A 21,157-nucleotide genomic window follows, 5' to 3' on the forward strand; every position below is an offset into this window, starting at 1 on the left:
CGACGTTAGTCGGCGTCTTCGACGAGTTCTTTCGCGAGCTCGGGGGTGTACGTGAAGTCCGGCTCGATCTCGTCGCCGCGGTAGTACTTGACCAGACGGCGGACCTTCGCTTCGGTGTTTTGCAGGGCGCGCTTGTTCTGGTGGTCCTGCTGGTTCTGCTGAACGTGCTCGCGCAGGCGCACGGCACGCTCCATCAGGTTCCAGAGATCTTCGGGGATGTCGGCTCGCGCGTCGTTCTCCTCGAGGATCTCGGTGATCTTCTTGCCGGTCGCCAGCTTGACGTCGGGAACGGGCGTGCCGGTGACGCCTTCGTCACGCAGCTTCATCCCGATCTGGCTGGGATCGTGGCCCTGCTCGGCTAGTTCGACGACCCGGTCTTCGATGTCTTCGGGGTCGACGTCGCTCCACTCCGGTGGTTCGTCTGCCGACGGCTTGTCCGAACCGGACGAGCCGCGACGGCGGGTGTGCATTCGTGCCATTGTTGAGGATAGGAATCGCACTGACCGCGCGTGAACACACTGTCGAACGACAGTATTTGGCTCTCGCCGTGCACTTCCGCAATCCCAAGCCATCCGAAACGTGGACGGCACAGTCGGATTTGCGGCCGTGCGCTTCCCACTCTCGCTTCCGCCGTCGAGGACTAAAGCGTTTCTACATCGGGGCCGCTCTCGGCTATAGTAGCCACTGAAACGATTTACACACTGGCCACAACGCCATCATGCGGTCAGGTGTGCATTGACTTTCAGTGGCTACTATAGAGGGGCCGCTCACACGAGGATCGCGAAGAGAATCACGGAGAGGGCGATCATGGCGGCGGCGTGTTTCGCCCCGGCTCTGATATCGCCGGTACTCAACTGGCCGGCGATCAACCCCGAGAGCGCTCCCTGAACGAGCGTCGCGTGATAGAACAGCGTGGCGTAGGCGTCGGCATCGGCGTCGGAGAATCCGCCCAGCCCGTCGAGACTCGAGTCGGCTCCGACGTCGACCGTTTCCGTCGGGAGGTTCGGGAGGAGGTAGCCGGCCAGCACTGCGATGATAAAGAGGAAGACCAGAAACGAGACGTAGACGACGACCATGTACTCGAGCATCGCTTGCCTGCGTTCGCGCTTGAGCCGGCGATCCGCCGCCGCCCCGCGTGCGGCGATCCGAAGCGTCGTCGCGAGGTTCCCGCTGGCGTTCATCGACTCGGTCAACAGCGTGACGACGCGGGCGATCGATCGCGTTCCCACGCGGGCTTCGAACCTGTGGAGCGCCGTCTGGAGGTCTGCACCCCACTCGACGTCGTTCCAGACCCGGTCGAGTTCTGCGCTGAGCGGTCCCAGGTCGGAGTCACGGACCCGATCGATCGCCGAGACGATCGACAGACCGGCCTCGTTGACGCTGGCGAGGCGATCGAGCAGGTCCGGGACCGCAGCCTCGATTCGCTCGAGGCGGCGGCGGTGGAGTTCGTACGCGATCGCAAAGACCGTCACGACCCCGAACGCCCCGACGGCGATGGTGTCGTCGACTGCGGCCACGTCGAACCCGTCCTCGAGCGCCGCGGGGAGTCGGCTGAATACGACTGCGAGTGCGATCGGGACGGTAATCGCGAGGGTGAGCGACGGCTGCTCGATCAGTGTCCGGATCGGGTGACCGAACCGCTCGCGAACGCCCTGCAATCGGCGATAGTATCGAACCCGTTCGACGTTGGGGTGGGGGCGCGGGCCCGGCCCCGTTCCGCTCCCGACGACCGCCGCCGATCGACCCCCCTCGACCGACAGTGGGTCGATACCGTCGGGGTCCCCGTCGACCCCGCTGCTGGGATCGAGTTTGTCGGTGACCATGCTCAGATAGACGATACAGCCGAGGTTGGCGAGCGGCAAGAGGACGTAGACGACGAGCTGTAACTGTCCGATCGTGTCGCTCCCGGTGATGCCGATGACGACGAGGACGGTGATCAAGAAGAGCGGTCCCGCGACCAGCACCGTGACGTAGGCTTCCGCAAGCGTCGCGAGCAGATCGAGGATCCCTTCCTGCTGTGATTCGACCTCCTCGCGGTAGTCCAGGTACTGGCGCTCGAGGAAGCCGCCGAGTCCCTGGCCGCTCTGTAAGACGCTGACGAGGTTCTCGGTAAACTCGCCGAACTGCGGGCTCGGCGAGCGCCGGCCCATCGTCTGGAGGGCGGTGATGACGTCGGTTCCGAAGGTGTCCATGCTCCGAACGGCGACCGAAAACTCCGTGGCGGCCTCGCCGTAGGTATCCTCCTGTGTGGCGATGATTCGGATGATCTCCGGGAACGCCATGCCGCTTTTCGAGAGCGCGTACATGAACGCGACCGTCGCGGGCAATCCCGCCTCGATCCGGCGAGCGCGGGCGTCGGCGACGTAGCCCGGATACCACCACCGGAACCAGTAGGTCCCACCGCCGGCGATCGCACCGAGTGTCAGCGAGGACCCAAACAACAGGACGGCCAGTTCGGCCGGCGGCAGCGTCGGCACGCCCCCGAGCGTCGCCAGGAACTCCAGGGGAGTCGGCAGCGCCGTCCGCAAGGTTTCGGGGTCGATCGAGAGGAGTTCGAGGAGACCCCAGATGGCGTAGAGCCCGACGATCGAGCCGACGATCACGGCGATCGCGGCGTACAAAAGCGTCGTCGCCCCGTATCGGCGGACGGTCGTCGGGGCGTGTGTGGCCCGTAACGCAGCTCGTCTGCCCGACCGATTGCCAACCACGACGTCGACGTACTCGCCGAAGAGTCGGATCCCGATCCGACACAGGAGCCGGTCGACGCGATCGGAGTACCTGGCGACGGCGAGGGGAACACACAGCAGTGCGGCGACTACCAGCGGGGCAACGGTCACGGGGCGCATTAGTCTCGGGGTGTGGTCTCGTCAGTTCGGGAATCGGTCGTGGCTCCGAACTCGTTCTCGCTGGTCACTCCCGTCCGGGTGGCGAGCGTCTCGTCGGTACGAGTGGCGTCCGCATCGGCGTCCTCGATGGTCTCGAGGATGCGATCCGGATCGCTGTAGTACTCGTTGACCAGGGCGGTAAAGCGCTGGTAGTCGGAGACGCCGTTTGCCTGGAGGTACTCGAGGAACCGTTCGCGGTTCCCGAGTTCGGTCAGCAGTTCCTTCTGGCTCCAGCCTCGTTCGTCGCGGATCTCCGAGAGGACGGTACTGCCGGTACTTCGGAAGGTGTCGGTGTCGCTCTCCCAGGTGAAGGCCGTCGAGTAGTCGAGTTCGCCGGTTCGCTGGTCGATCCCCTCGATTTCGGCGAGGACCTTGTTCCGGCGGACGCGCTGGTCGCCCGAGCGGGTCAGCGTCTGGACCGAGAGGATATCGAGGCTCCGGACCATCGATCGGGGGACGTTGATCGGCTCGTTCTCCAGGCGATTGATGGCCGTCTGCACCGAATCGGCGTGCATCGTCGAGTAGGTGGTGTGGCCGGTGTTCATCGCCTGAAAGAGCGTCATCGCTTCCTCGCCGCGGACCTCGCCGACCACGATGTACTCGGGACGGTGGCGCAAGGCCGAGCGCAACAGGTCGTACATCGTCACGTCCGTGCCCTCGTGGCGGCGCTCGCGCGTGAGCGAGGAGAGCCAGTTGTCGTGGGAGAGCTGGAGTTCGCGGGTGTCCTCGATGGTCACCACCTTCGACCGCGGCGGGATGAACATCGAGACGGCGTTCATGCTCGTCGTCTTCCCCGACGCGGTCCCGCCCGCGAAGATCAGGCTCTTGTTGTGTTCGATAGCGAGCCAGAGGTAGGCCAGTTGCTCGACGTCGAACGTGCCGTACTCGAGGAGGTCGATCGGCGTGAACGGGTCGTCGGCGTACTTCCGGATCGTGAACGCGGAGCCACGCGGCGTCACCTCCTCACCGAGAGCCAGTTCGGCCCGCGATCCGTCGGGGAGGGTCGTCTCGACCATCGGGTCGCCGATCGAGATGTGCCGGCCGGAGTGTTGGGCGAGCCGGACGACGAACCGGTCGAGAGCCGCTTTTTCGAAGGAGACCGTCGTCTCGATGTCGGTGTACTCGTCGTGATAGACGAACAGCGGCAGGTCGTAGCCGTCACAGGAGATGTCTTCGACGTGTGGATCGTGCATGATCGGACCGAGCGGTCCGTACCCCCGGAAATCCCGGTAGATGTAGTAAAACAGCCGGTAGAACGTCGCCGTCTCGATCTCGGCACCGTAACGCTCGAGGGAGTCGCGGATCGTCTCCTGCAACAGCCCTTCGATGTCGTCGCCGTCCTGTTCGCGGTACAACAGGGGATCGCGGATGTCGTCGAACAGCGTCTCGAGCAGGACCGCTTCCTCCTCCCGGAGCGTGGGCTCGACGGCACGATACCGGTGTTCGTTCGCCTCGTGATCGTAGCCGATCGAGACGGCCGCAAACGGCGCGTCGACCCAGTAGCGGTCGACCTCCTCGAGGCCGTCCGAACCGTCGACCGTGACCAGCGGTCCGTGGGCGTTCGGATCGTAGTCGGGGACATCGAGACTCGATCCGCGGAGCGTTTCGACGAGCCGGCGGATCGTCCGACGAGCGTTACCGATCGTCGACGATCCCTCGCCGTCCCCGGCGGCTGGCTCCGACTCGCCAGCAGCCGCCCCTGTCCCCTCGTCTCGAGGCCGAGTGGCCGCCTCGCTCTCAGCGGGCGACGTATCGTTTCCGACCGAGTCGGTGTGTGCTGGTTGGTCCATTGACGCGGAGTTTCCTGACACGTCGGGACGCAACCGACATAAATGAGACGGCTAACTACCCGTTCGATCGGCACCCGATCGTGCGTCTCTCCGGTGGGTCGTTCTCAGGCTCTCCGATGGCTCGGCCGCGTCGCGTCCGTTTCGTGCGTTACGTTCATACCGCCGGAGTCCGAAGGAACGGGTAGGGAATGAGGCGCGAGCACTTCACGTTAGACGTTACCAATATCGACTGGGTCGAAACCGGCGGCCAACCGGAAAAGCCCGCGGTATCGATCGATTTTACCGGCCCGGCGACGCTGCTCCGCGAGCGCCTTACTGGTCCCGACGGAACCGTTCTCGAGGCGAGCGAAACGGACACGGCCCTTCGCCTGCAGGGACCGCTCGGGGACGACACCACGGGGGTAGTGAGCGTCACCAACCGCGTCACCGGCGAGTTCATCCTCGAACTCAACGAGGACGCCGCCGACGTCCTCCAGTTCATTCGTGCGGCACGGGGGTACGGTGAGGATGCCGCCGACGAGGGTCGCTACGAGGTCGAGATCACGCTCGATGGCGACCCGTTCGTTAGCTACGACAAACGAACGTTTCTCGTCTACGACGAAGAGGGCAGTTTGCTCCGCCAGCACAGCCTGATTCCAAGCGGCGTCGAACTGTAGCGGCCCCTGGGCTCCGTTTCGGTCCCACCCGTCGGGACTGGACCGGCAATTATAAGTGTTTTAGGCTCGCCTAAATGGATAACGCGCCGGCAGACGGCGGAGTCGATCTATGGCGAACGGACAACTGCTCACAACGGCGGCCGAGGATGGAGATCGGGACCTGACGACCGAGGAGACGGTTCTCGAACTCGACGGCATCGCGAAACGATTCGGTAGCGAGGACGTCATCGGAAACCTCTCACTGTCCGTCCGTGACGGCGAAATCCTGACGCTGCTTGGCCCATCCGGCTGTGGCAAGACCACGACGCTCCGGCTGATCGCCGGCCTCGAGAAACCCAACGCCGGCCAGGTCCGACTCCAGAACGAACCCGTCGCGGGCGACGGTCGCTTCGTCCCGCCGGAGGAACGCGGCGTCGGCGTCGTCTTCCAGGACTTCGCGCTCTTTCCGCACCTGACCGCCCGCGAGAACGTCGCGTTCGGCCTCCAGGACTGGGCGGACGCCGATCGAGAGTCCCGCGTCGACGACCTCCTCGAGCTCGTCGGGCTCGCAGACCACGGCGAAGATTACCCCGACGAGCTATCGGGCGGCCAGCAACAGCGGATCGCGCTCGCGCGCTCGCTGGCACCCGAGCCCGAGATGCTGTTGCTCGACGAGCCGTTCTCGAATCTGGACGTCGATCTGCGAGTCGAGATGCGCGAGGAGGTCCGCCGGATCATCAAGGAGACCGGCGTCACCGCCGTCTCCGTCACGCACGATCAGGAGGAGGCCCTCTCGATCTCCGATCGAGTGGCCGTGATGAACGACGGCGACATCGAACAGATCGATACCCCACAGCAGGTCTTCCAGCAGCCCGAATCGCGGTTCGTCGCCGGCTTCCTCGGTCACGCGAGTTTCCTCTCGGGCGACGTCCACGGCGATCACGTCGACACCGCACTCGGCCGTGTCCTCCGTGACGACGTCAACGGACTTGCACACCACTACGACGGCACCGCCGTCGACCTGCTCGTGCGCCCCGACGACGTGACGGCCTCTCCCGCAGAGGGATCGGAGGCCGACGGTCGCGTCGTCTACCGGCGCTATCTCGGTCCGACCGTCCTCTATCGCGTCGAACTCGACGGCGGGCAAACCATCGAGTGCATGCACAACCACTCCGATCGAATCGACCTGGACGAGCGCGTCGACGTTCGCGTCACCGCAGACCACGAACTCGCCTGGTTCCCCGCCGACCACCGCGAGGAACGCGATGCGGACGCCGACGCGGTTTCCGCCGGCGCTGACTGAGTCCGTCCGAAACGCCCACCGCTTTCTCCGCCGTTGCTTCCCGTGACACACGGCTATCGCTCGAGACAGTATACCGAACAGTCACGTTGATACGCCAGCACGTGCGAACTGGTACCATGGCTGGCAGGAAACGGATCGCGACGTACTGTGGTCTCGCGGGAGCGATCCTCTCGCTGGGGGCGATCACCCTCGGCACGGTCGTCGCCCCGCCCGAGACGTTCACCTGGCAGAGTCGGGCGCTCTCGGATATGGGTCGGTACGGCGCGCCGACGTTTCCGCTCTTCAACGGCGGGCTGATCCTGGGTGGGCTGGTCGGACTCCCCTTCGCCTGGCGGCTGTGGATCGCGTGTCGGAACTCCATCGAGCGCCTCGGCGTCGTCCTCCTCTCGATCGCGGTCGTAGGGATGATCGGCGTGGGAATCTTCTTCCTCGAGCATACGGCGCTCTACCTCGAGACGAGCCTGCACGGGGTCGCCGCGCTTTCGGTCTTCGGCGTCGCGCCGTTTGCGAGCTGGGTCTACGGGTCGGGCGCGGCGCTGGCAGGTGACGGCCGGCTCGCGGTCGCGTCGGTCTGGTTCGGAAACGTACACCCGCTCGCCTGGCTGGGCTGGCTGCTCTCGCTCGGTGGCGACGTCGATACCGGAACGTGGTTCGCCGTGCCCGAATTCGTCGCCGCCGTCGCCTTCGGCGGCTGGATCGTCGTGCTCGCGGTCACCCTGCGCCGTCGGAACGACAGCGAACCGGACGTACCGAACCGCTGAGTGCTCACGACCGGTTTTGCGACGCCCGGCCACACAACGCTTAAATCGAAACCGTCCCTACACGTGGACATGCATAAAGACGAACTCCTCGAGCTCCACGAAGAACTCGTCGTCATCATGGAGTACTTCTCGGATCGCGAGGAGGTCGACGAAACGCTGTTCGATCCCTACCGCCAGCTCGATGTCGATCCTTCGCACGTCCACAAGTCCAAGAGCGAGCACAAACACGCCGTCTTCGTCCTCGGGAACGCGCTGGCGAGCGCGATGAGCGAAGACGAGTTCTCGAGCGCCGGTCGAATCGGCAAGCGGATGAAAGAACTCGCCGAGGACGCGGAATCGAAAATATAGGCGATTTCTAGGCGAAACGTATTTGGTGTGGTTCCCGCTTGTTGACGTATGGACCCGCGCACCCAACAGCGCGTCGAGGAGTGGGATTCCCGCCCGTTCGGCGGCGGTTTCGATGGCCTCTCCGATCTCGCTGACACTGATTTCTCGGGTGCCGTCTCCGCGGCCGGCACGTGGCTCTTTATGCTCAACGGCCGCATTATCGGCATCGTCGACGGCGATATCGAGGAGTTCGAAACCGCTTCGGGCACGAAGTACGAGGCCCCCGATCCGTCGCTGCCCTTGCTCTGTACGATGGAGGAACGCGGCGGCGAGACACGGGCGCAATACTACACCAACGAGACGCCGCTCAGGGAGGTCGACGAGACCCTCCAGAGTGGCTCGTTTACCGGCTACATCGAACTGAGCGAGAACGTACTCAGCGGCGACTACTACGTCGTCTACTACGGCGGGCGGCGCATGGCCGCCGCCTACATCGGGAACGCCGAACGGCTGCTCACCGGCGAGGAAGCCTTCGACCGGGCGGCCGACGAGGTCGGCATCTACGAGGTGACCGACGTCGAGATCGAAGTGACCGACGTCCCAGGAGCCGACCCAGCGTCCCCGTCGGCGGCCGATTCGGGCGACGAACCCGACGCGAGTTCGATCTCGGAGTCGGCCGGGGCCGGGACGGTCGGATCCGCGACCGACGCCAGTGTCTCGGACCGGGACGACTCGAGCGACGATTCGACGGGGTCGGGAATCGAGCCGATCGACGTTTCGAGCACCGATCCGGTCGGCACGGACGACGTGACCGACGACGACTCTCCCCAGGGCATCACCGCCGACGACTCGTCGCCGCTCATGGGCGATCTCGATCTCACGGACGATCCGATGGGGATCACGACGACTGACGAAACGGAGTCGACCGAATCCGGGCTCACCGAGCCGTCCGTCGACCCGACTCCCGATTCCAGCCCCGATTCGGCCGAAGCCGAGGCCGAGGACGGCGGGCAAACCGGAGCCAAGGACGTCGCCCAACGGGGTCAACGGGGCGAGCGAGACGACGGTCGAACGACCTCACGCGCGGTCGAGGAACCGACGTCCGAGCCGCTGACGGACGAATCGGCTGACGCCGATCGATCGACGGACGACTCGGTCGACTCCACCGGATCGGCGGACGAATCGACTGGAACGGCCCAATCGACGGACGAACCGGCCGTGACCGAGCCGTCGTCGATCACTGACGACGGCGGACGGCAGACTCCGTCTTCGGCCGAGGGAGAGACGCTCGAGGTGGTGGCCGACGAAGCGACCGCGGAGGAAACGGGCGGCGACGATACCGCGACCGGCGCGGCGACGAGCCCCGATCTGGCGGAGGTCGAAGCAGCGGCCGAAGAACTCGATCGAAACGACATCACGTGGGTCGACGACGAAGGAAGTGCGGGCACCCCGGGCGGTGACGAATCCGCCAGCGAGACCCAATCCGGTGAGTCGACCCCGGCGGAAGAGGAGGACGGATATCTCGAGGAGCAACTCGAGCGCGAGGAAGCGTGGCGCGAGACGCGGCGGATCCCGTCGATCGATCCGGACAACGAGGCACCGACGGCGGACGCCTCGGGTGCGGACGATCGCAGTCGGCGAGCGAGCCGATCCTCGGCCGCGAGCGGTTCGGGGACCGGCTCTCGCCCGACCGCGTCGACCGGGACACGAACTGAGACGACCCCGTCGGAGCGAGGGACGGAGTCGTCGTCATCGACCGCGACTTCGTCGGAAACTCGCGGGACGCGATCACAGGAGCAATCGGCTCGAGAGGAATCGAGCCAGTCTCGGTCCACGGGATCGGCCGACGAAGGGACCGAGAACCGGGACCGAAAGCGGGTCGCGGCACTCACCGAGAAAGTCGAGACCCTCCAGGAACAACGCGACGCCCTCGTGGCGAAAGCCGAGGAACTCGAGACCGAACGCGATCGGCTCCGATCGGAGAACGACGAACTGTCCGCGACCGTCGAACGGCTCCAGTCCCGAATCGAGGATCTCGAGACGGAACTGGAGCGAGAACGGGCGCGCACGGCCGATTCGGCCGGGGCGGGTGCCGACGCGACCGCGGGCCCCCAGCTCTCGCCCCAGCGAGCGCTCTCGGGGACGAACCTCTTCGTCCGGTACACCTCGAAGAGTCAACCGACCCTCGAGACGGCCCACGACGGCGATGCCGACCGCAGCGAGGTTGCCTCGAACCTGCGGCTCGAACATCACACGCAGTTCGAATCGACCGACGCGACGGTCGACGGGGAGCCCTACGACGAGTTCCTCGCGTCGTCGATGGAGCATCGGTTCGTCGACTGGCTCACCGAGATGCTCCTCTACGAGATCCGCGACACCGGCAACGCGAACGGACTGGTCGACCTCTACGACGCCATTCCCCGCATCGATCGGGCCGAACTCGACGCGACCATCTCGCTTGCGGACGACGACACCGACGACGTTCCCGACGAGGTGACGTTCGACATCGTCGTGTACGACAAGATGGGGAACCCGTTAGTCCTCGTTACCCTCAACGACTCGCGAGAGCCCGCGGCCAAGGGCATGCTCGAGGGGTTGGAGGAAGCCGCCTCCGCGGTGAAGGCGAACTATCCGGATCTCGCGGCGGCGATCGCGGTTACATCGAGTTACTTCGAACCCGGCGCGCTCGAGGTAGCCGAGCAAGCGACCAGCGGCGGCTTCCTCAGCCGTGGCTCGAAGCTGAGTTACGTCAATCTCTCGCGGAAGGACGGCTACCACCTCTGTCTGGTCGAATCGCGATCGGAAGGGTTCCACATGAACGTCCCCGAACTGTAGCCCCTCGAGTGGGTATTCGATTCGGTACGCGACGCTCGAGCGACTGCAAACGCCGATAAAACGCTCAACGGAGACGACGGAACACCGGCTACCGGTCGTGGAAACGGACGACAGTGTCCGAAGCGGACCAGAGACTATCCTTCGATCTCGGCGACGTCTTCGATCTTCATCCCGTCGAGTTTGTCGACGATATCGTCGATCTTTCCGTCGAGTTCATCGACGAACTCGGTCGTGCGTTCGGTCTGGATCGCACCCTGGCTGGAGGGCTCGATCAGGTTCTCTTCCTCGAGGACTCGAAGCGAGTACCGAACTTTGTGGTGGGGGTATCCGGTCTCGTTGGACATCTTGACGATCCCGATCGGTTCGTTCTCGATGACCATCTTCAGGACCTGGAGATGACGTTCTAGCATATCGACTTCCTTCTCAAGTCTATCTATCATGGCATTTGTTAACTTGTCGTTGGGCCCTTTAAAAGTTACTCTCGTGGACTGAAACGACCACTCTCAACTCGATGGTTGTTCCTGTCAGTAGTTAACGCTTCCGATCCCGGCGGTCGACGGGAGTCGCGTCGGGTGGTTCGGATCGCTACGGCCTCGAGCCACGAATCACACCCCGGTTCGGGACTGTCTCGACGTCGAACGGTCGAGAGAGCGATCGTCCCCGCTCCGGGCCCGCGGGCGGGGACGGATCGCCATCGTCACTCCTCAGCCGGTCTTTGATCTACTCGTATATATATTGGTAGCTACGCGCTCGGCCGTGTGCCAGTGGCCCGGTTGGACTGCTCGCGGACGCGGCGGTCGACAGTCAGGCAGCGCCGCCGCCCGTGTCCGAGTGTGATTCGGCCGTCGGCTCGTTCGGCGCTTGACGGCCACCCGTATACCGAAATCTGTTTATCGACCCGGCATGAATCCGCCGCTGTTATGACCGTCACTATCGTCGGGTCGCAACTCGGCGACGAAGGCAAGGGTGGAGTCGTCGATCTCTATGGCGACGCCGCCGACGTCGTCGCCCGGTATCAGGGCGGCGACAACGCTGGACATACCGTCGTTCACGACGGTACGAAGTACAAACTGTCGCTCGTGCCGTCGGGGGCCGTCCGCGGCAAGGTCGGCGTCCTTGGCAACGGCTGTGTCGTCAACCCCGAGACGCTGTTCGACGAGATCGATACCCTCCGCGACCGCGGCCTCGAGCCGGACGTTCGCGTCGCCGAGCGCGCCCACGTCATTCTCCCCTATCACCGCGCGCTCGACGGCATCGAGGAGGACGAAAAGGAGGATCTGGCCGCCGGGACGACCAAGCGAGGTATCGGCCCGACCTACGAGGACAAGGCCGGCCGCCGCGGCGTCCGTATCGGCGACTTGCTCGATCCCGACGTGCTCCGCGAGCGCCTCGAATACGTCGTTCCCCAGAAGAAGGCCCTCGCCGAGGAGGTCTTCGACAAGGAGACCGGCGAAGAGTTCGACATCGAACACCTCTATGAAACCTACCGCGAATACGGCGAGCGTCTCGCCGCGGAGGACATGACCGTCGATTGCGGGACCTTCCTCCAGGAACGGATCGACGCCGGCGACGAGGTCATGCTCGAGGGCGCACAGGGAACCTCCCTCGACATCGACCACGGGGTCTACCCCTACGTCACGTCCTCGAACCCGACCGCGGGCGGCGCGACCGTCGGTACCGGGCTCGGCCCGACCGTCATCGGCGACGGCGAGGTCATCGGCATCGTCAAGGCCTACCTCTCGCGGGTCGGAACGGGTCCGCTCCCGACCGAACTCGGCGGCGTCGAGGGACAGACCCCCGATTACGACGCCGACGACGGGGCGAGCGAGGACGAGGAGGAACTCGCGACCTACATCCGCGACGAGGGTGGCGAGTACGGCACCGTCACCGGTCGCCCGCGGCGGGTCGGGTGGCTCGACATGCCGATGCTCCGCCACGCGGCCCGCGCGAACGGCTTTACGGGCCTCGCGGTCAACCACATCGACGTGCTGGCCGGTCTCGACACGGTCTCGGTCGGCCACAGCTACGAGTTCGACGGTGAGGAAATCTTCACGATGCCGCCGACGACCGAACAGTGGGGGCGCTGTGAGGCCACGTTCAAATCGTTCGACGGCTGGCCCGAAGTCGACTGGGGCGCGGTCGCCGACGAGGGGCACGAGGCGATCCCCGAGAACGCCTGGACCTACCTCGAGTACATCAGCGAGGAACTCGACGCCCCGATCTACGCCGTCGGCGTCGGCCCCGGCCGCGAAGAAACGGTCGTCGTCGAGAATCCGTACGAATAGTCCGCCCCTCGAGGGCGTCACTTCGTCCGGTACCGGTTGTAGAACGCACCAGTATCGCTACTGCACCCAGACGCATCGTCAGTCGGTACTGGTCTATCCTGTCGAGGTCGCACGTGCCCTCGAGTCATAGCGGAGCCACTGAAAATCGTTGTCCACCTGATCGCACGACAGCGGTGCGATCAGTGTGGCAATCGTTTCCGTGCCTCCTCTCGGTTCGCCGCTGGCCGTCCCTATCCACCCCGCCGCTCCGGTATCGGAACGCAAGCTACTAACGATATGTTAGGTGGTTCGTATCCGAACCTCTAAATCAGTTCGTCCCGTACGGCGTGGTAGATGTCATCCCCACAGACGAAACCCCGCGAGCAACACGACACGGCCTGTCCCGTCATCGCCTCCCTCGAGCAGATCGGCTCCCAGTGGCGGCTGGCGGTCCTCCACGAGTTACTCGACGGCGAACAGCGCTTCAACGAACTCAAGCGATCGACGGGCGCGAACGCTCGAACCCTCTCACGGGTCCTCGACGACCTCGGCGAGATGGGGTTCGTCGACCGGCGTATCGAGGAAGACGCTCCCGTCGCCACCTACTACAGTCTCACCGACAAGGGCGAATCGCTGGATCGGGTCTTCGACGAAATCGAATGCTGGGCGGGTTCCTGGCTCGAGGACGGCGCACTCGAGGACTGATCGAGTCTCGACACCGGATCGCCCGCTGATCGACCGGTTGACCGGGTGGTGCGTTTCGGATCGAAACGCATAGGACCTCGTCGCCGAGAAATCGATCGTGAGCCGGTATCGAAACTTCGTCCTGTTCCTGACGCTCGCAACGCTGTGGGGGTCGGCGTTCGTCGCGATCAGTGCGGGACTCTCGTATATCCCGCCGGTCCTGTTCGCAGCGCTGCGCTACGACATCGCCGGACTACTGATGCTCGGCTACGCGGTCGGGACCGTCGACGACTGGCGGCCCCGCGGCCGGACCGAGTGGACACAGGTCCTCGTCGGTGCGGTCCTCTTAATCGCGGCCTACCACGCGTTCCTGTTCGTCGGCCAACAGCACACGACGGCGGCCGCAGCCGCGATTCTGGTGAGCCTCTCGCCGGTCTTGAGCACCGGGTTCGCCCGGCTACTCGTTCCCTCCGATGCGCCCTCATCAGTCGGCGTCGTCGGCGTCCTCGCTGGTCTCGTCGGCGTCGCCGTCATCGTCCAGCCCGATCCGTCGAACCTGTTGGCGACCGACGCCGTCGCGAAGGGACTCGTCTTCTGTGCGGCGGCCGCGTTCGCGCTGGGTAGCGTTCTCACGCGCCGGCTCGACGCCTCGCTCCCGATCGAGACGATGGAGGCGTGGTCGATGCTCGGCGGCGCACTCCTGTTGCACCTCGTGAGTATCGCGATCGGGGAACCCGTCGCCCCGGCGGCGTGGGCCCACCCCGTGGCGATCGGTGCGCTCGCCTACCTGTCGATCGGCGCGAGTGCGGTCGCCTTTCTCATCTACTTCGACCTGCTCGAGCGATTGGGTGCCGTCGAAATCAACATGGTCTCGTACGTCGCCCCGATCGTCACCGCGGTGGTCGGCTGGCTCTACCTCGAGGAGGTCGTCGACACCACGACGCTGGCCGGGTTCGTGCTCATCGCGGCCGGCTTTCTCCTCGTCAAGCGGCGTGCGATCCGCCAGGAGTTCGGGACGGTTCGGTCGCGTCACTCGAGCGAGTGAGACGGTTTGCCGTCCCGATGTCCCGGTGGGACCGCGACGCCCCGCGGTCCCACCGGCACTGACGGACAGGAGACCGTCTGACCCACGGTCGCCACTACCGGTGATACGCGTGCCCGACGTATAGCGCGAGGAGGTTTCCCGTGAGCAAGGCGAGGAAGACACCTCCCTCGAGGGACGACGACAGTCCCGTCGCGAGCAAGGGGAGATACAGAATCGGCATGGCGATCGCCGTCCAGAATCCGGCCGCACGGATCGACGCCGCGAACCGTGGTGTTACACGCTCGAGCACGCCGTGCTCGTCGTCCCGGCGATCGCTGGACGATGTCGAACCGCCGGACCCCTGGTCGGAAACGGAGGGTGGACTCGCCATCGCCGACAGTGCGTCTCGAGGACGCAAATACCGCTTCGACCGTTTCGATCGGTTACAGCGGAATTCAGCCGAATCGGTCGGAGTGAACGACCGATTGACTGCTGGAAAACAGTTGTTGGGTCGTGCTCCGCGACAGTATTCGATCCCCACACCGACGGAGCGGGTATCCAGCGCCGACTGGACGCGAGCACCCACGAGAAGCCGATCGCGGACACGGTAGCCGTCGTCGAATAGCGAGCCAGCGGTGCCCGATACCGGTTCGGTCGGCGGATTCGGAGTCCGACTCAGTTTCGACGTTCGAACTCGCCGGCCAGCCCACCGGCTGCGGACTCGAGGACCACTGTTTCGCCGGCGGTCATCGAGTCGCCGGTATCGACGGCGACGTCCTCGATGTCGACGGTCGGCGGAAAGAGCAGGTCGACGCGGCTGCCAAAGGCGATGTGGCCGATCCGGTCGCCGCGCTCGAGATCGTCGTCGGGTTCGACGTAGGGATGAATGCGGCGGGCGAACGCGCCAGCGATCAGCGTTACCTCGGCGCTCGTCGCTGCCGCGTCGTCCCCGTCCGACGGCAGGTTCGGGGAGTCGGTCTCGAGGCGGACGTGGACGCGTTCGTTCCGGTCGGAGTCCTTCGAGAAGGCGGGTCGGTTCGCGCCGGAAACGTGTTCGACGTCGGTAACGCGGCTCGCGACGGGGGCGCGGACGACGTGGACGTGCCAGACGTTCATGAAGACACCCAGTCGAACCCGGTCGCCCTCCTCGCGAAGCACGGAGACGGTGCCATCGGCCGGCGAGACGACGCCGGTCGGCGGCGGAGTGCGGTCGGGGTCGCGAAAGAACGCGAGGGTGCCGGCACCGACCGCGAGCGCGACGAGGCTCGCCGTAACGCTGATGAACAGTGCAAAGGGGGCGGCGAGCAGGGGAACGATGGCGTACTTCCAGGCCCCCGGCGCGACGTTCATAGTGGGGGTGACGGGGCCGGATCGTATGGCCGTTACGGATCGGTCGAGCGACGACGGTGCGGCGGGACCTGCCTCTCGATTCCGTACGGTGACGATACCGACCTCGAGCACGCGCGTTCGGTCCTCGAGTTGACCGCCGAGTGGGGTGGGATCACGTCGCTTGCGTTCGGCGAACTCGACGCGGACTCCCAGTCGACGCTCGAGGCGACGGTCGAGCACCTCCACGAACTCGAATCCGCCGGGGACCTCGAGGTCGTCCTCCCGGCGGCTCTCGACGTGTCCGCCGGTCGCTGACCGCGTCCACTCCGTCCCGTTCCTTCGGCACTACCTGCGGGAGCTCGTCGCTGCTGTCCTCGATCGCGTTCGCGAGCAGTCCAGCCGCGACCTGCTCGGGGGTGTGCCAGGACCCAGTGACAACAGACCGTCTCAGTCCCAGAACGCCTGCGTACGGGCGTACTCCCGCTCTTTCGCGAGGATGTCGCGATAGAATTCGGCGTCGTCCTCGCGGAGTTTGTTGATGATCTGTGCGGCGTTGTGCGGCCCAACGCCGCGGGCAGCCATCGCGATCACGGCCTGTTTGCCGTGGCTCTGGACGAGGCTCGCGGCCCGGAACGCTCGCTCCGTCATCTCTCGTTGCTCGTCGTCTTTCTCCTGAGCCCTGACGGCCTGGACGACCTCGTCGGCCCACGGGTTCAGCGACGCGATCCGGGTCGACCCGCACTCGGGACACTCCGGCTGGTCGCGGACCCGTTTGACCTTCGTCTTCACGTTCCACTCCGTGCAGTGGGTACAGAGCAGGATGACCCGATCGTTCTGGATCCGCTCCCGGACCGTCTCGATGACGCTCGCGTCGGCGTTCTCGGGCGCGAGCAGTTCCTTGCCCCCCGAGGATCGACCGCCCTGTCCGACCGGCGTCCGCCCGCGATGGGTCACCAACTCGAGCGCGCCCGACTGGATCCCCGCGAGCACCGAACTCGCGCGGTCGATATCGAGATCCTCGTGGAACACCTCCCGGATCGCCTCCTCGTACATCGGCGTGTCCTCGAGTGCCGACAGCAAGCGATCGTTCGAGAGCCGGCCCGATCCCTGGTTCTGCCAGCGTTTGAGCGCGCCGAACTTCGCGGAGACCTGTGCGAGCCGGAAGGCGAGCGCGTCCGAGCGCTTGAGTCCGAGTTCGACGATCGCCTCGACGTGGTCGGGATCGGTCTCCTCGAGTACCTCGATCACGTCGCTGGTCGCGATCGAAGTCGGCACTTCGAGTTCGATCCGGTAGGGATCGGTCTCGAGGCCGACCGAGGAGCCCGCCTGCTGGCCCAGCAGTGCCGAGAGGACCCGGCCGAGCGTCTCGTTGGCCATGTGGCCGAAGGGTGCGTTGAGCACGATCGTCCGCCCCTGTCGCTCGAGCACCAGTCGATCCGCCGTCGGCATCGGTGCGTCGGCGTCGACCTGGGCCTCGAGTTGCTCGCAGGCCTCGGTTAGCGTGTACTCGTCGGCCGGATAGCGGCCTGCGAGTTCGCGACCGACCGCAGCGGCGTCGGCCCCGGCTCCGAGTTGCGGTTCCGCGACGGCCCGGATCTCGCCGACCTCGCCCGCGACCGCGGCGGGGACGGGGATCTCCTGGCCGATCCAGGAGGGCACCTCGCCGGCGGGGTCCTCGATCGGGCTGACCTTGACCCGCGCCTCCTCGTCGTCGATCTCCGCGATCCGCCACATCTCGCCCCGTTGGATGAACACTTCGCCGGGCTGGGCGAAGTTGACGACGAAGCGTTCGTCCAGGGTCCCGATCTGGCCCCCCGAGGCGATGTCGTGGACCTCGTAGGTCTCCTCGTCGGGGATCATCGAGAGGTTCGCGTAGACGTACTGCCAGGTGCCGCCGGTGGTCTCGATGCGGTCCTCGCCCTCGTCGAACCAGAGGACCCGGTTACGGTCCAGTTCCTCCACGATCTCGCGGATCGTCGTCTCGGGCACGTTCCGGAACGGATACGACCGCGTGACGGTCTCGACTGCCTCGTCGACGTACGTGTCCCCGCGGCTCTGGACGATCGCCGGCAACTGATTCGCGACGACGTCCAGGCTCCCCTCGTGGATCGCCGCCGGCTCGACCTCGCCGTCGCGAGCCCGACGAGCGATCGACAGCGCCTCGAACGTATCGTCGGGCCGCGTCGTGACGATCGTGCCCCTCGAGACCTCGTCCTGGCGATGCCCCGCGCGGCCGATCCGCTGGAGGAGTCGAGTGACCTGCCGCGGGCTCTTGTACTGGATCACGTGATCGACCTGTCCGACGTCGATCCCGAGCTCCATCGAGGACGTACACAGCAACCCGTCGAGTTCGCCGGCCTTGAACCGATCCTCGACGTCGATTCGGGCCTCCTTCGAGAGCGAGCCGTGGTGGACCCCGATCGGTAAGTCGAGCTCCTTGAATCGCGACCCCAGCGCCTCCGCCGTCTGGCGCGTATTCACGAAGATCAGCGTCGACTCGTGGTCCGCGACCAGGTCCCGGATCAGTCGGACGTGGCTGGCCGTGTCGGCTTCGGTCATGAGCTCGCCGGCCAATCGCTCGTCAGCCTCGGTGATCTCCGGTTCGCGGACCGTCACGTCGACGTTGCTCCCGACGTCGATCTCCCTGATCTCGCAGGGGCGACCGCCCGTGAGGAACTGCCCGACCGCTCCCGGATCGCCGACCGTCGCCGAGAGGCCGATCCGCTGGAACCGCCCGGCGAGGTCGTGGAGTCGCTCGAGGCCGATCGCCAGTTGCGCACCGCGCTTGGACGCGGCGAGTTCGTGGACTTCGTCGATCACGACGTGGGAGACGTCCTGTAGCGCCTCGCGCAGCCGCTCGCCGGTGAGCATCGCCTGGACGGTCTCGGGCGTCGTGATCAGCACGTCCGGCGGGTCCTCGGCTTGCTTGCTCCGCTGGTAGTCCGTGGTGTCGCCGTGGCGGACGTCGACCTCGAGATCCAGGTACTCGCCCCACCACTCGAGGCGCTCGCGCATGTCGCGGTTCAGGGCCCGCAGCGGGGTGATGTAGAGCGCGCCGAACCCCTCGGGTGGCCCCTCCTCGGCGACGAGGTGGTCGAAGACGGGCAACATCGCCGTCTCGGTCTTGCCGCTCCCGGTGGGCGCGATCACGAGCGTGTTCTCGCCGGCCGACAGCGGCGGAATCGCCAGTCGCTGTGGAGCCGTCGGCTGCGAGAACCCGCGTTCGGAGAGCGCACCGCGAACCGTCGCTCCGAGATGCGTAAACGCCGCGACGTCCCCCTCAGTCATCGGAACGCGCTAGGGGCGACCGGCGGATAAGGCCCACGTTTCCGGTGGCCCGAGGCGGTCGCTCGAGCCAGAGTCACGCCGTCGCGGTCGGCGGCGGAGTCATTCCTCGGCGTCGTCCTCGCTTTCGGCGTCGGCATCCGGTCCGGTGTCGAGGAGTTCGTCCGCGATGTCGTCCGCGACCGTCATTTCACCCGGCTCCGCCGGCTCCGCCTGCACGTTCGACGCTGCTCGTTCGGCGATCTCCTCGTCGGATCGGTCGCCGGCGGTATACTCGGCGCTGGTCTCCGCCTCGCCGAGTGCGTCGCTATCGCCCTCGCTCTCGTTCGCGTCGGGAGCCGACGCCGCGTCCGGGTCGGTCTCGGACGCATCGCTTCCGGGGTCGTCGATGGCGATCTCCGAGATTTCGTCGGGGACGGACGATCCCACTCGATTCCGAATCGTATCGATCGAACTCGACCGATCGTCCGGGGCGTCGTCGGCCAGACGCTGGAGTTCCTCGGGGACGACGTCGTCCATCTCGGCCCGTACTTCGTCGACGGACTGGACGGGCACGTCGTCTCGGGGCCCCAGTACTCGCAAGACGGCGTAGGTGAACGCGACCAGCCCGACCGCGGTCAGGAGGTGGCCGACGAGACGCCGCCAGCGCGAGCGGGCAGCCGTCGATTCCGACCCGGACGCGGCGGTCGACCGGTCACTGAAGGATGTTCGAAGTCCCATCGTGACCACTACGGGGCCGGCCGGCAAGTGGGTTCGGGGTGCGAAAGCCGGCACCGGTCGTCGGCCCGGATCCGACGCACTCGCGGTCAGGCCTCGAGGTGTTCGATACGGGCGTACCGGCCGGCGCGCCACCCCGAAACGAGCGCGACGACCGTCCCGACGACGAGTGCGAGCGCGATGCCGCCGGCGTAGATCCCGCTCGTCGTCCGAAGGAGCCGCTCGAATCCCAGCATGGATGCCGAGAAACGGTTCAGGCCGGTCACGGCCAACGGCGTCGCCGCGAGGCCGACGAGGCCGCCGACGAGACCGATCAGGAGCCCCTGTGCCCCGATCGTTCCGGCGAGCACCCCTCGGGAGAGGCCGATCGCACGGAGCGCTGCGAGCTGTTGGCGCTGCTGGTGGGCCACGAGCGCGAACAGGTTCGCCGTCAGGACGACACCGCCGACGATGGCGAGGCCGACCAGCGTCACACCGCTCGCGAGGACGATCGTGCGTTCCTCGATCATCGACTCGACCTGATCGTCACTGGTCCGAACGTCGTATTCGGGGTACTCCGCGCTCAAATCGTCCGCGACGGCGTTCCGGTCGGCACCGTCCGCCACGTTGGCGATGATAAACGTCGCTCGGTCGGTGCCCGACGTCCCCGCGACTGCCTGTAAGTCCCCGAGCGGCACCGTCACTGCCGGCGAGCCGAGATACTGCGAGTAGTAGCCGGAGATGCCGACGACGGTAAACTCGTTTGCCCGTGCGGTCTGCCTGCTCGTCCCGACGTAGAGCGTGTCGCCGACCGAGACGTTCAGATCGTCCGCGACTCGCGGGTCGATCACGATCTCCTCGACCGACGGCTCCGCTGGCGGTGGACTGGCAGCGGTCTCCTCGTCGACTTCGAACCCGCCACCCGCCTGAAAGTCGAACTCGTGGTGGGTCCGCTGAACGCCGACCGCGGGCCTGCGCTGGGGCGCAGTCGTATTCGTTCCGAGATAGACGTCGTACATCGCGATCGGGGATGCAGTCTGAACGTCCTCGCGTGCGGTCATCTCCGCCGCTATCCCGTGGGCCCCGACGATCGGGTTTTCGGTCCCGCTCGCGGCCGGATCGACCGGATCGCTCGTCATCCAGATGTCCCGGTTCGCCCTGTCGAGTCCCTCCTCGCCCTTTTCGACGACGCCGACACCCAGGCTCGCAAGCACCGTTACCGAGAGCACGGCCAGCGCGACCGCGAGCACGGAGAGTGCGGTTCGGCCGGGCGACCGCCGGAGCTGTGCGACGGCGAGCCCGATCACCGCACGGATTCGAACTGCGCTCCGCCACATCG

At 66.0% G+C, this 21,157-nt stretch carries 18 protein-coding genes; 9 read left to right on the forward strand and 9 right to left on the reverse strand.

Annotation, left to right across the window (positions count from 1 at the left end; all coding sequences use genetic code 11):
• Positions 1-5: 5 nt before the first annotated feature.
• The 3 genes from J0X27_RS12670 to J0X27_RS12680 all read right to left on the reverse strand — a co-directional run bounded on the left by J0X27_RS12670 (position 6) and on the right by J0X27_RS12680 (position 4,675).
• Complete coding sequence (locus J0X27_RS12670; RefSeq protein WP_207269542.1) at positions 6-479, reverse strand: 30S ribosomal protein S15; 474 nt, start codon at positions 477-479, stop codon at positions 6-8.
• 288 nt (positions 480-767) lie between these two features.
• Positions 768-2,846 carry a type II secretion system F family protein gene (locus tag J0X27_RS12675; protein ID WP_207269543.1) on the reverse strand — a complete coding sequence of 693 codons (2,079 nt, stop codon included), beginning with the start codon at positions 2,844-2,846 and terminating at the stop codon, positions 768-770.
• Positions 2,846-4,675, reverse strand: coding sequence for a type II/IV secretion system ATPase subunit (locus J0X27_RS12680; RefSeq protein ID WP_207269544.1), 1,830 nt, complete (start codon positions 4,673-4,675; stop codon positions 2,846-2,848). Before J0X27_RS12680 ends, J0X27_RS12675 begins: the two co-directional genes overlap by 1 nt.
• A gap of 188 nt (positions 4,676-4,863) precedes the next feature.
• Between J0X27_RS12680 and J0X27_RS12685 the strand changes: the two genes are divergently transcribed.
• The 5 genes from J0X27_RS12685 to J0X27_RS12705 all read left to right on the forward strand — a co-directional run bounded on the left by J0X27_RS12685 (position 4,864) and on the right by J0X27_RS12705 (position 10,536).
• Positions 4,864-5,331, forward strand: a complete 468-nt coding sequence (locus tag J0X27_RS12685; RefSeq protein ID WP_207269545.1) for a DUF5793 family protein — start codon at positions 4,864-4,866, stop codon at positions 5,329-5,331.
• 109 nt (positions 5,332-5,440) lie between these two features.
• Positions 5,441-6,613 carry an ABC transporter ATP-binding protein gene (locus J0X27_RS12690; RefSeq protein ID WP_207269546.1) on the forward strand — a complete coding sequence of 391 codons (1,173 nt, stop codon included), beginning with the start codon at positions 5,441-5,443 and terminating at the stop codon, positions 6,611-6,613.
• Positions 6,614-6,729: 116 nt separating this feature from the next.
• Entirely contained in the window at positions 6,730-7,374 is a 645-nt protein-coding gene (locus tag J0X27_RS12695; RefSeq protein ID WP_207269547.1) for a DUF998 domain-containing protein, read from the forward strand.
• A gap of 69 nt (positions 7,375-7,443) precedes the next feature.
• A complete protein-coding gene (locus J0X27_RS12700; RefSeq protein ID WP_006186471.1) occupies positions 7,444-7,722 on the forward strand; it encodes a UPF0058 family protein in 279 nt (92 codons plus the stop codon).
• A gap of 48 nt (positions 7,723-7,770) precedes the next feature.
• Entirely contained in the window at positions 7,771-10,536 is a 2,766-nt protein-coding gene (locus J0X27_RS12705) for a DUF7527 domain-containing protein (protein WP_207269548.1), read from the forward strand.
• 134 nt (positions 10,537-10,670) lie between these two features.
• Here the strand turns inward: J0X27_RS12705 and J0X27_RS12710 are convergent, their stop codons facing one another.
• The gene (locus J0X27_RS12710; protein ID WP_097380295.1) at positions 10,671-10,976 is read right to left on the reverse strand and encodes a hypothetical protein; all 306 of its coding nucleotides are present in this window, start codon (positions 10,974-10,976) and stop codon (positions 10,671-10,673) included.
• Between the two features lie 480 nt (positions 10,977-11,456).
• On the opposite strand from J0X27_RS12710, the gene J0X27_RS12715 reads away from it, so the two are divergent.
• From J0X27_RS12715 to J0X27_RS12725, 3 genes are all read left to right on the forward strand, one after another.
• A complete protein-coding gene (locus J0X27_RS12715; protein WP_207269549.1) occupies positions 11,457-12,821 on the forward strand; it encodes an adenylosuccinate synthase in 1,365 nt (454 codons plus the stop codon).
• A gap of 333 nt (positions 12,822-13,154) precedes the next feature.
• Positions 13,155-13,505, forward strand: coding sequence for a winged helix-turn-helix transcriptional regulator (locus tag J0X27_RS12720; RefSeq protein WP_207269550.1), 351 nt, complete (start codon positions 13,155-13,157; stop codon positions 13,503-13,505).
• 97 nt (positions 13,506-13,602) lie between these two features.
• Complete coding sequence (locus tag J0X27_RS12725) at positions 13,603-14,529, forward strand: DMT family transporter (RefSeq protein ID WP_207269551.1); 927 nt, start codon at positions 13,603-13,605, stop codon at positions 14,527-14,529.
• Between the two features lie 94 nt (positions 14,530-14,623).
• On the opposite strand, the gene J0X27_RS12730 is transcribed toward J0X27_RS12725, so the two are convergent.
• Positions 14,624-14,899 (reverse strand): DUF8028 family protein, encoded by a 276-nt coding sequence (locus tag J0X27_RS12730; RefSeq protein ID WP_207269552.1) that lies wholly within the window; start codon positions 14,897-14,899, stop codon positions 14,624-14,626.
• A 284-nt stretch (positions 14,900-15,183) separates the two neighbouring features.
• Positions 15,184-15,858, reverse strand: a complete 675-nt coding sequence (locus J0X27_RS12735) for a protein sorting system archaetidylserine decarboxylase (protein WP_207269553.1) — start codon at positions 15,856-15,858, stop codon at positions 15,184-15,186.
• Between the two features lie 129 nt (positions 15,859-15,987).
• On the opposite strand from J0X27_RS12735, the gene J0X27_RS12740 reads away from it, so the two are divergent.
• Positions 15,988-16,152 (forward strand): hypothetical protein, encoded by a 165-nt coding sequence (locus J0X27_RS12740; protein ID WP_207269554.1) that lies wholly within the window; start codon positions 15,988-15,990, stop codon positions 16,150-16,152.
• 132 nt (positions 16,153-16,284) lie between these two features.
• On the opposite strand, the gene J0X27_RS12745 is transcribed toward J0X27_RS12740, so the two are convergent.
• The 3 genes from J0X27_RS12745 to J0X27_RS12755 form a co-directional block, all read right to left on the reverse strand.
• Positions 16,285-19,125 carry a DEAD/DEAH box helicase gene (locus J0X27_RS12745; RefSeq protein ID WP_207269555.1) on the reverse strand — a complete coding sequence of 947 codons (2,841 nt, stop codon included), beginning with the start codon at positions 19,123-19,125 and terminating at the stop codon, positions 16,285-16,287.
• A 99-nt stretch (positions 19,126-19,224) separates the two neighbouring features.
• A complete protein-coding gene (locus tag J0X27_RS12750) occupies positions 19,225-19,842 on the reverse strand; it encodes a hypothetical protein (RefSeq protein WP_207269556.1) in 618 nt (205 codons plus the stop codon).
• Between the two features lie 86 nt (positions 19,843-19,928).
• Positions 19,929-21,155 carry an ABC transporter permease gene (locus J0X27_RS12755; RefSeq protein WP_207269557.1) on the reverse strand — a complete coding sequence of 409 codons (1,227 nt, stop codon included), beginning with the start codon at positions 21,153-21,155 and terminating at the stop codon, positions 19,929-19,931.
• Positions 21,156-21,157 lie beyond the last annotated feature (2 nt).

This window comes from Natrinema longum (genome assembly GCF_017352095.1).
GTDB classification, from domain to species: domain Archaea; phylum Halobacteriota; class Halobacteria; order Halobacteriales; family Natrialbaceae; genus Natrinema; species Natrinema longum.

What these genes read in the sequence shown, in the direction of transcription:
- J0X27_RS12690 (WP_207269546.1), top strand. Translation starts at nt 5,441, where the DNA reads ATGGCGAACGGACAACTGCTCACAACGGCGGCCGAGGATGGAGATCGG.
- J0X27_RS12670 (WP_207269542.1), bottom strand. Translation starts at nt 479, where the DNA reads ATGGCACGAATGCACACCCGCCGTCGCGGCTCGTCCGGTTCGGACAAG.
- J0X27_RS12700 (WP_006186471.1), top strand. Translation starts at nt 7,444, where the DNA reads ATGCATAAAGACGAACTCCTCGAGCTCCACGAAGAACTCGTCGTCATC.
- J0X27_RS12720 (WP_207269550.1), top strand. Translation starts at nt 13,155, where the DNA reads ATGTCATCCCCACAGACGAAACCCCGCGAGCAACACGACACGGCCTGT.
- J0X27_RS12750 (WP_207269556.1), bottom strand. Translation starts at nt 19,842, where the DNA reads ATGGGACTTCGAACATCCTTCAGTGACCGGTCGACCGCCGCGTCCGGG.
- J0X27_RS12745 (WP_207269555.1), bottom strand. Translation starts at nt 19,125, where the DNA reads ATGACTGAGGGGGACGTCGCGGCGTTTACGCATCTCGGAGCGACGGTT.
- J0X27_RS12730 (WP_207269552.1), bottom strand. Translation starts at nt 14,899, where the DNA reads ATGGCGAGTCCACCCTCCGTTTCCGACCAGGGGTCCGGCGGTTCGACA.
- J0X27_RS12755 (WP_207269557.1), bottom strand. Translation starts at nt 21,155, where the DNA reads ATGTGGCGGAGCGCAGTTCGAATCCGTGCGGTGATCGGGCTCGCCGTC.
- J0X27_RS12710 (WP_097380295.1), bottom strand. Translation starts at nt 10,976, where the DNA reads ATGATAGATAGACTTGAGAAGGAAGTCGATATGCTAGAACGTCATCTC.
- J0X27_RS12715 (WP_207269549.1), top strand. Translation starts at nt 11,457, where the DNA reads ATGACCGTCACTATCGTCGGGTCGCAACTCGGCGACGAAGGCAAGGGT.
- J0X27_RS12735 (WP_207269553.1), bottom strand. Translation starts at nt 15,858, where the DNA reads ATGAACGTCGCGCCGGGGGCCTGGAAGTACGCCATCGTTCCCCTGCTC.
- J0X27_RS12705 (WP_207269548.1), top strand. Translation starts at nt 7,771, where the DNA reads ATGGACCCGCGCACCCAACAGCGCGTCGAGGAGTGGGATTCCCGCCCG.
- J0X27_RS12695 (WP_207269547.1), top strand. Translation starts at nt 6,730, where the DNA reads ATGGCTGGCAGGAAACGGATCGCGACGTACTGTGGTCTCGCGGGAGCG.
- J0X27_RS12675 (WP_207269543.1), bottom strand. Translation starts at nt 2,846, where the DNA reads ATGCGCCCCGTGACCGTTGCCCCGCTGGTAGTCGCCGCACTGCTGTGT.
- J0X27_RS12680 (WP_207269544.1), bottom strand. Translation starts at nt 4,675, where the DNA reads ATGGACCAACCAGCACACACCGACTCGGTCGGAAACGATACGTCGCCC.
- J0X27_RS12685 (WP_207269545.1), top strand. Translation starts at nt 4,864, where the DNA reads ATGAGGCGCGAGCACTTCACGTTAGACGTTACCAATATCGACTGGGTC.